This window comes from Kribbella sp. (genome assembly GCF_035655035.1).
Taxonomy (GTDB): Bacteria; Actinomycetota; Actinomycetes; order Propionibacteriales; family Kribbellaceae; genus Kribbella.
Map to the genome: position 1 here is coordinate 1 of NZ_DASRVN010000699.1, position 6996 is coordinate 6996.

General features: G+C 69.3%; 8 protein-coding genes. 5 read left to right on the forward strand and 3 right to left on the reverse strand.

The genetic code is table 11. The annotated features are described in order from the left end of the window. On the forward strand, nt 1–243 hold a 243-nt coding region (locus tag VFF46_RS36340; RefSeq protein WP_325041800.1), incomplete at its 5' end, for a GNAT family N-acetyltransferase. A 74-nt stretch (nt 244–317) separates the two neighbouring features. Next, complete coding sequence (locus VFF46_RS36345; RefSeq protein WP_325041801.1) at nt 318–2249, forward strand: glycosyl hydrolase family 28-related protein; 1932 nt, start codon at nt 318–320, stop codon at nt 2247–2249. Nucleotides 2250–2273: 24 nt separating this feature from the next. On the opposite strand, the gene VFF46_RS36350 is transcribed toward VFF46_RS36345, so the two are convergent. Beyond that, nucleotides 2274–3821, reverse strand: a complete 1548-nt coding sequence (locus VFF46_RS36350) for an MFS transporter (protein ID WP_325041802.1) — start codon at nt 3819–3821, stop codon at nt 2274–2276. A gap of 260 nt (nt 3822–4081) precedes the next feature. Here VFF46_RS36350 and VFF46_RS36355 point away from each other — a divergent pair, with 260 nt between their 5' ends. Then, the gene (locus tag VFF46_RS36355) at nt 4082–4513 is read left to right on the forward strand and encodes a MarR family transcriptional regulator (RefSeq protein WP_325041803.1); all 432 of its coding nucleotides are present in this window, start codon (nt 4082–4084) and stop codon (nt 4511–4513) included. Between the two features lie 3 nt (nt 4514–4516). Next, nucleotides 4517–5665 (forward strand): pyridoxal phosphate-dependent aminotransferase, encoded by a 1149-nt coding sequence (locus VFF46_RS36360; RefSeq protein WP_325041804.1) that lies wholly within the window; start codon nt 4517–4519, stop codon nt 5663–5665. Here the strand turns inward: VFF46_RS36360 and VFF46_RS36365 are convergent. After that, nucleotides 5662–6111, reverse strand: a complete 450-nt coding sequence (locus VFF46_RS36365; protein ID WP_325041805.1) for a hypothetical protein — start codon at nt 6109–6111, stop codon at nt 5662–5664. The genes VFF46_RS36360 and VFF46_RS36365 overlap by 4 nt on opposite strands. A 113-nt stretch (nt 6112–6224) precedes the next feature. Here VFF46_RS36365 and VFF46_RS36370 point away from each other — a divergent pair, with 113 nt between their 5' ends. Next, nucleotides 6225–6776 (forward strand): dihydrofolate reductase family protein, encoded by a 552-nt coding sequence (locus VFF46_RS36370; protein WP_325041806.1) that lies wholly within the window; start codon nt 6225–6227, stop codon nt 6774–6776. A 33-nt stretch (nt 6777–6809) separates the two neighbouring features. On the opposite strand, the gene VFF46_RS36375 is transcribed toward VFF46_RS36370, so the two are convergent. Further along, nucleotides 6810–6996, reverse strand: a 187-nt coding sequence (locus VFF46_RS36375; protein ID WP_325041807.1) for a hypothetical protein, incomplete at its 5' end; no start/stop codon positions are given.

Consider the following 6996-nt stretch of genomic DNA (forward strand, 5'->3'; position numbering starts at 1 on the left):
GGCTCGATCACGCTCCGTCCGGCCGCCGACGAGCTGTGGCTCGAGCACTTCTACCTCGACCCGCGGCGCCAGGGTCAGGGACTCGGAACCGCAGTCCTCAGAACCGTCCTGGACGGCACCGACGCGCCGGTCAGGCTGAACGTCCTCCGAGGAAGCAAGGCGAGGAAGCTGTACGAACGGCATGGCTTCGTCGTGGAGAACGAGGACCCAGTAGACATCTTCATGGTTCGGAAATTTCCGTAACCTGTCGAGATCTTGCGCCACGGGCGTCGGCTGCATAACCTCCAGACACTTTCGTCCGGGAGGGGATCCGCCAAATGTCCCGTTCACGCCTGCTCGCGGTCGCGCTCACGGCCGCGCTCCTGACAGCCACCGTTCAACCAGCCACCGCCGCCCCGCCCCCGCGCGTCACCCGCGCGGGCTTGGATCCCGCGCTCGTCGCCGGCCGCGGAGCCGACGTACCGTTCGTCGAGCAGGAGGCGGAGAACGCCGTCTTCACCGGCGAGAAGCTGGGCCCGAGCCGAGAGGCGTACACGCTGCCGGCCGAGGCGTCCGGGCGGACCGCCGTACGGCTGCAGCCCACGCAGTACGTCGAATTCACGCTGACCCGGCCCGCGAACGCGGTCACGCTGCGGTACAGCATCCCGGACGCGCCGGGCGGGGGCGGGATCACCGCACCGCTGGACGTCACCGTCAACGGTGGGCACAAGCGCACGATGACGCTGACGTCGCAGTACGCCTGGTTGTACGGCATGTATCCGTTCTCGAACGACCCGAACGTCGACCCGATCCCGGGCTGGTGGAAGCCCGAGCCCGACCCGGTCAGCAAGCCGTTCCGTCCGAACCACTTCTACGACGAGCAGCGGGTGCTGCTCGGCCGGACGTACCGGGCCGGGGACCGCGTGCGTTTCGCCGTACCCCAGCAGACGCCCGCGGCCTGGACGGTCCTCGACGTCGCGGACTTCGAGTACGTCAACGCGCCGCTGAACCAGCCTCCGCGGTCGCTCGACGTCCGGCTGTTCGGCGCCGACCCGACCGGGCGGCACGACGCCGCGCCCGCGATCGACCGGACGATCGCCGCCGCGAAGAAGCTCGGCTGGTCGGTCTTCATCCCCGCGGGCACCTTCCAGGTGAACCGGCACATCGTCGTCGACCGGGTGACGGTCCGCGGCGCCGGCAACTGGTGGACGATCATCAAGGGCAAGGTCCTTCCACTCGCCGAGCCCGCACCGGACAAGTCGACGCACAGCGCGCCAGGCTTCTACGGCAAGTACGCCGCCGACGGCGGGAGCACCGGCGTACACCTGTCGGACTTCGCGATCGAGAGCGACGTCCGCGAGCGGATCGACACCGACCAGGTGAACGGGATCGGCGGCGCGATCGGCGGCGGCTCGACGATCGAGAACCTGTACCTGCACCACACGAAGGTCGGGATCTGGCTGGACGGACCGATGGACGGCCTGCTGATCAAGAACAACGTGATCACCGACTCGGTTGCTGATGGCATCAACCTGCACCTGGGGGTGTCCAACGTCCGGGTGACCAACAACTTCGTCCGGAACAGTGGCGACGACGGGCTGGCCATGTGGTCGGAGAACCTGGCCGACCACGACAACGTGTTCGATCACAACACCGTGCAGACACCGGTGCTCGCGAACGACATCGCGATCTACGGCGGACGCGACAACGCGGTCACCGACAACCTGGTCGCGGACCCGATCCGCGAGGGCAGCACGCTGCACGCCGGGTCGCGGTTCGGCGCGACACCGTTCGAGGGGACGCTGACGTTCGCCCGCAACACCACGGTCCGCGGCGGCCCCCGCGACCTCAACTGGAACATCGGCCTCGGCGCGATCTGGCTGTACGCGTTGCAGTCCTCGATGTCCGCGCGGATCGAGATCACCGACAGCTCGTTCCTGGACTCGACGTACAACGCGATGATGTTCGTGGTCGACTGGCCGGTGAAGGACGACTACGCGATCACGAACGTTGCCGTCCGCAACATCCACGTGGACGGCACCGGTACCAATGTGGTGAGTGCTCGGGTCGGCGGCTGGGCCACGTTCGAGAACGTCGACGCGCGGAACGTCGGCGCGCCGTTCGTCAACAACTGCGGGACGTTCCACTTCAACGGCCCGCCGGAGTTCGAGGTCCGCGACCTGGGCGGCAACGACGGGTGGCTCGGCGCGAGCTGGTGCGAGGACCGGCCCACCGTCGTACCACCGCCGCCGCCGTCGCCCTGGGGGTGATGGCGGATCCCCAGGCCATCACAATCAGCCGATGCCGGCCCCCTCCCGCTCAGCTTCGCCCGCCGGAGCCGATTGTGATGGCCTGGGGATCCGGAACGCGAGCGCCAGCACGATCGCCCCGGTCAGTACGAACCCGGCGGCGACCAGGGCCGCGATGTGCATCGCGCGCACGAACGTCTCGTTCGCGGTCTGCACCAGGTCCGGACGGTGCAGTACGGCGGCCGCGTGCCGGGTCGCCTCGGCCGACGTACCGGCCGCGTCGCTGTTCGGCAGGCCTGCCAGCGCCGGGGCGATCCGGTGCTGGTACGTCGACGACACGACGGTCCCGAGTACGGCGACGCCGAGCACGCTGCCCACCTGGCGCAGGGCGTTGCTGACCGCGGAGCCGGCGCCGATCCGGTCGATCGGGAGCGTCGCCATCACGGCCGCGGTGGTCGGTGCGACGGTCATCCCGATCGCGAGGCCGGCCAGGCCGCCGACGATCCCGATGACGATCAGCGAGGTGTGCACGTCGTACAGCAGGTTGGCGGCGAAGCACAGCGCGAGCGTGAGGATCGCCGTACCGGAGACCTTCGCGACCCCGAGGCGGGCGGCGAGCCGGGCGCCGAGCGGTGAGCCGACGATCACGCCGACCGCTCCGGGCAGCGACATCAGGCCGGCGTGCAGCGCGCTCATCCCACGGGCGCCCTGGAGGTAGAACGCGAGGTAGAAGCTCTGCCCGGTGAGCGTGAGGAAGACCGCGGCGAGTGAGAAGTTCCCGGCCGCGAACCGGCGGTTGCCGAACAGCCGCGGGTCGAAGCTCGGGTTCTCCTCGCGCCATTCGGAGAACAGGAAACCGGCCAGCAGGACGAGACCGGCGGCGATGCTCGCCCACACCTGCCAGCGGTTCCAGCCGCCCTGGTGGCCGCCCTCGATCAGGCCGTACGACAGCCCGAGCAGGCCGAGGGTGGACAGGCCGAGGCCGAGCGGGTCGAGCCGGCGGCGCTGTGGGCTGCGTGGGTTCGGGAGTACGACGGCCGCGCCGACCAGGCCGAACGCGACGATCGGCAGGTTGATCGTGAAGACCGATCCCCACCAGAAGTGGTCGATCAGCAGGCCGCCGAGTACCGGGCCGACGGCGACGCCGACGCCCGCGGAAGACGACCAGATCGCGATCGCGCCGGCCCGGCGTTCCGGTGGGAACGTCCAGCCGATGATCGCCATCGAGGTCGGCATGATCAGCGCGCCGCCGAGGCCCATGGTCGCCCGGGCCAGGATCAGGCCGACCGGGTCCGTCGCCCAGGCGGCCCAGGCGGACGCGGCGCCGAAGATCAGCAGGCCGGTGATCAGCACGGTGCGATGCCCGTACCGGTCGCCGAGGGCGCCGGCCAGGAAGAGCGCGGTGGCGAACAGCAGTGAGTAGATCCCGACCGCCCACTGCAGCTGGCCGGGGGTGGCGCCGAGCCCGTGGACGGGGTCGGCGAGGCGTTCGAGGGCGATTCCGAGGACGGTCGAGTCGATCCAGATCAGCACGGCCGAGACGACCAGGACGGCGAGGATGCGGCGTTGCCGCGAAGGGTCGATGGTGGACACGAAGTCTCCTATAATTGACAGGACCCTGACGAGATCTGGATCATCCCTCGATTGACAGGAACCTGTCAATCTCCTTGTGGGGACGTCTGGAGACTCTGCGCCGTCGCGAGCAGGTGCTCGGCGGGGTGCAGCGCAAGGCGGAGGACGGGGCTCGGAGTGGGGTTCTCCGTGCCCCGTCCTCCAACGCGGCGATGTGCCCCGCCGAGCGCCGCGCAGTAGGCGGAGAGTCTCCAGACGTCCCCTTGGGCAGAATGTGCTTTATGGACTCCAAGGACGAGACCGGGTGCGTGACCTTTCTGGTGCGGCATGCCTGGTTGAGCATGCGGTCGGCGCTGGCGGGGGCGCTCGCCGAGCACGGGCTGTCGGTGCAGCAGTACGGGACGCTGCTCTGCGTACGGGAGGACCCGGGGCTCACGGTCGCCGAGGTCGGGCGGGTGGTCGGTACGACGCGGCAGTCCGCGAACGAGCTGATCACCGGGATGGAGCGCGCCGGCCTCGTCGAGCGGCGCCCGAACCCGAAGGACCGCCGTACCCAGCAGGTGCATCTGACCGCCGGCGGCGAACGCCGGCTGGCCGAGGCGGCACCCGCGATCCGGAAGGTCGAGAACGAACTCGAAGCCGCCTTCAGCACGACCGACCGCGCCACCGCGCGCGCCTGGCTTGCACACATGGTCACAGCGGTTGAGGGTTGAGGGATGCGCGCACACGCTGAGCGGTTGAACGGCCTGGGGACGACGATCTTCGCGGAGATGTCCGCGAAGGCGGTGGCGACCGGGTCGGTGAACCTCGGGCAGGGGTTCCCGGACCAGGACGGGCCGGACTCGTTGCTGGAGGGCGCGATCGCGGCGATCCGTTCCGGCGCGAACCAGTACCCGCCGGGTCGCGGGGTCCCCGCGCTCCGGCAGGCGATCGCCGACCACCAGCAGCGGTTCTACGGGCTCACGTACGACCCCGACGCGCAGGTCCTGGTCACCACCGGCGCCACCGAGGCGATCGCGGCCGCCCTGCTCGCGTACGTCGAACCCGGCGACGAGGTGATCGCCCTCGAGCCGTACTACGACTCGTACGCGGCCGGCATCGCCTTCGCCGGCGGCCGCCGGGTACCGGTCACGCTGCGCGCCCCGTCGTACCGCCTGGATCTCGACGAGCTGCGCGCCGCGGTCACGCCCCGGACGAAGGTGCTGCTGATCAACTCACCGCACAACCCGACCGGCACGGTCCTCACCGACGAGGAACTGCGCGGGATCTGCGCGGTCGCGCTCGACCACGACCTGGTCGTGATCACGGACGAGGTCTACGAACACCTGGTGTACGACGGCACGCACCGGCCGCTGGCGTCGTACGACGGGATGGCGGACCGGACCGTGTCGATCAGCAGTGCCGGGAAGACGTTCGCGGTCACCGGGTGGAAGATCGGCTGGGTCACCGGTTCGCCCGAGGTGGTGACCGCGGTGAACACGGCCAAACAGTTCCTGACCTACACCTCCGGCGCCCCGTTCCAGCCCGCCGTCGCCGATGCGATTGCCCTGGGCAACGACTACTACGACCGGCTGCGCGCCGACCTGCAGGCCCGTCGCGATCTGCTCGCCGGCGGTCTCGCCGACCTCGGCTTCGAGGTTCACCGCCCGGCCGCGACGTACTTCATCACCACCGACATCCGCCCGCTCGGCTACACCGACGGCATCGACTTCTGCCGCCACCTCCCGGAAAAGGCCGACGTGGTCGCGATCCCCCACCAGGTCTTCTACGACAACGTCGAAGCCGGCAAACCCCTGGTCCGCTGGGCCTTCTGCAAACGCCCCGAGATCCTCCAGGAAGCTCTCACCCGCCTGCAGAAGCTCTAGCGGTGCTGGAACCAGAGTTTGGTGGGTCGCTGCAGCATCAGGATCAGTAGGGCGACGTGGATCGCCAGCCCGAGCAGGCTCGCGGGTAGTGCCATCAGGCCGCCGGCGATGCCCATCGCGGCGACGGCGATCAGCACGTACCGCGCCCACGCGTACCGCTTGCGGACGTAGATCGCCGGGACCAGGTAGATCAACGCGCAGACCAGCGCCGCCGCGACCGCGACCGGGGTGTTGCCGCGGGAGCCGGTGAGGACCTCGGAGATCTGGCCGCCCGCTGACGTCAGCGTGAGGACGGCCAGTAGCATGCACAGCGCGCCGAGCCCGCCGGAGATCACGGCGGCGATCGTCACCTGCTTGGGCCGGACGGCCGGGCGGTAGCCGTACGAATCCGGAACGCTACCGAACAGCCCGCTGTACGGCCCCGGTTCGTCGCCGCGCTCTGTCATCGACCTTCCTTCCACGACCCCCCGTGTTCCCTCGATCCTCCCAGATCACCCAAGCCGCACCGATTCCTTTCTGGGCCCAGCCCGGTCTACACAGACAACGAGAGGAGAAAATCATGCGCAAGATCATCGCGTCGACCCTGATGACCCTCGACGGCGTCGTGGAGGATCCGGGAGGCTTCGGCGGTACGTCGTTCGGCGGCTGGGCGCAGCCGTACTTCGGGGAGGAGGCGGTACGGCGATCCGTCGAGAAGCTGGCGTCGTGCGACTACTTCCTGTGCGGGCGCCGTACCTATGAGATGTTCTCTGCCGCCTGGGGTGACGCGGAGGGACCGTACGCGGACCGCCTGCGCGAACTGCCGAAACTTGTTGCCTCCAGCACCTTGACCGGCGAGCTGACCTGGAACGCGACCCTCCTCGAGGGCGACGCGATCGCGGCGCTCGAGCGGATCAAGAAGCAGGACGGCGGCGACATCATGATGTACGGCAACCCTGCACTGCTGCACACGCTGCTGGAGAACGGCATGGTCGACCAACTCGACATCCTGCTGCACCCGATCGTGCTCGGCACCGGGACCAAGCTGTCGGGTCCACGCACCGAGCTGAAGCTGGTCCAGCAGGACACCCTGCCGTCGGGTGTCATCGCGCTGAGCTACCAGACCGCATAGAAAGGGGCCCGGCAAACAACCGGGCCCCAGTTCTCAGCGTGCGGCGGAGACTTCCAGCGCGTCCTTGGATTCGTTGAGCATCACCCGGACGGTCTCGCCGTCGCGGATCGAACCGTCCAGCAGACCGCGGGCGAGCTCGTCGCCGATCGCGGACTGCACCAGCCGGCGCAGCGGACGGGCGCCGTACACCGGGTCGTACCCGGTCATCGCCAGCCACTCC

What these genes read in the sequence shown, in the direction of transcription:
- VFF46_RS36370 (WP_325041806.1), top strand. Translation starts at nt 6,225, where the DNA reads ATGCGCAAGATCATCGCGTCGACCCTGATGACCCTCGACGGCGTCGTG.
- VFF46_RS36365 (WP_325041805.1), bottom strand. Translation starts at nt 6,111, where the DNA reads ATGACAGAGCGCGGCGACGAACCGGGGCCGTACAGCGGGCTGTTCGGT.
- VFF46_RS36355 (WP_325041803.1), top strand. Translation starts at nt 4,082, where the DNA reads ATGGACTCCAAGGACGAGACCGGGTGCGTGACCTTTCTGGTGCGGCAT.
- VFF46_RS36345 (WP_325041801.1), top strand. Translation starts at nt 318, where the DNA reads ATGTCCCGTTCACGCCTGCTCGCGGTCGCGCTCACGGCCGCGCTCCTG.
- VFF46_RS36360 (WP_325041804.1), top strand. Translation starts at nt 4,517, where the DNA reads ATGCGCGCACACGCTGAGCGGTTGAACGGCCTGGGGACGACGATCTTC.